The organism is Bowdeniella nasicola, assembly GCF_001907295.1.
In the GTDB taxonomy this organism is placed as follows: Bacteria; Actinomycetota; Actinomycetes; order Actinomycetales; family Actinomycetaceae; genus Bowdeniella; species Bowdeniella nasicola.
In genome coordinates, this window is record NZ_MQVR01000151.1 from 1 (window position 1) to 1,729 (window position 1,729).

Sequence of the window (1,729 nt, forward strand, 5' to 3'; positions counted from 1 at the left end):
GGCCAGCTCGCGCTCGAACGCCTCCAGAACGTGATCCGCCGTGTCGCCGACCAGTGGCGGCCGTCGAGCAAGGACGAGTCGTTCGAGATCGTCCGCCGCCGTCTGTTCCAGGCACCGAACGCCGAAGGCCTCACGACGATCTCGGCCGTGGCGCGCAGTTTCACGAACCTGTACCGCAACAACACCGCGCTGTTCCCGCGCGATGCAGCGTCGCCGAACGACGACTACGAGAAGCGCATCCGCGCCTCCTACCCTCTGCACCCCGAACTGCTGGACCGCTTGTACGAGGACTGGTCGACGCTGGAGCGGTTCCAGCGCACCCGTGGCGTGTTGAAGCTCGTCTCGTCGATCGTGCACGAGTTGTGGGCATCGAACGATGCCTCGCCGCTGATCCTGCCCGGCAACGTTCCGCTGGATGCGACGACCGTGAACACGGACCTGACGCAGTACCTCGAAGACCAGTGGAAGCCGATCATCGACTCCGACATCGACGGCCCCGGCTCGACCGCACAGCAGATCGACCTCGACCGACCCAACCTCGGCCAGCGGTTCGTCACCCAGCGCATCGCCCGCACGATCTTCATGGGCGCAGCACCTCGGATCAAGAGCACCCGCAAGGGGCTCGACAAGCAGTACCTCTGGCTCGGCACCGCAGTTCCCGGCGACACCCTCGGGAACTTCGGCAGCGCCGTCGAACTGCTCGCGCAGCGCTCGACCTACTTCTACGAAGACCAGGGCCACTACTGGTTCGATACCCAGCCCTCGGTCACCAAGACCGCGAACGACTACGCAGAGCGGCTCCGCGAGGATATCGAGACCGTGTGGAACGAGATCACCCGCCGCCTTCAAGGAGAAGAGCGCGTCCGCGGCGTGTTCGACCGAGTCCACATCGCACCATCGTCCTCCGCCGACATCCCCGACCTTGAAGACACGCGCCTGGTGATCGCCCACCCGCGGCACGCCCGTCGCAAGCAGGACGGCGCGAACTCGGCAGCGCATGCGTGGGTCCGTGACGCCATCGAGAGCAAGGGCGCGAGCCAGCGCATCCACCGCAACACTCTGATCTTCCTTCTCGCCGACAAGAGCGAGTTGGAGAGTCTCGAAGCGGCCACCCGCAGCTACCTCGGCTGGAAGCGAGTCCAGGCCACCAGCGACAGCCTTAACCTGTCGGCGCAACAGCGCAAGCAGACTGACGACTGGGTCTCCCGGCTCGATCAGACCGTCTCCGACCGCATCCGCGACACCTTCGTCTGGGCCGTCTACCCCGAGCAGTTCGACCCGACCAAGCCGTTCGAACTTGTCGCCGACCGTGTGCCCGATTCAGGCGGCCGCTCACTTGCCGAGCGCGTCAGCGCCAAGCTCGGACGCGAGGATCAGCTCATCACCGACTTCGGCGCGCCGATCCTCGGTGCCACCCTGCACCACGAGCTCGGCGCGCTGTGGCGTGACGCGGGCGAGATCACCGTCGGCGAGTTGTGGGGCTACTTCACCCGGTACACCTACCTACCCCGCCTCGTCCGACGCGAGGTCCTCGACAGCGCCATCGAACAGTCGCTCTCGGCGGTTCTCGTCGACAACGAACGGTTCGCTATCGCATCAGGGAAAGACGTCGAGACTGGACGGTACCGCAGCCTGCTCGGTCAAGTCCCTTGTAGTGGTGTAACGGCGTTTTCCTCTCGTTTGGGGTTTTAGCTTGCTAGTGCGGGCGTGTCGGTATCGGTCATGGTCG

1 protein-coding gene is annotated in these 1,729 nt (G+C 65.2%); it reads left to right on the forward strand.

The genetic code is table 11. The annotated features are described in order from the left end of the window. A partial coding sequence (locus BSZ39_RS12710; RefSeq protein WP_222842972.1) for an ATP-binding protein occupies positions 1-1,692 on the forward strand: 1,692 nt, incomplete at its 5' end. Positions 1,693-1,729: the final 37 nt, after the last annotated feature.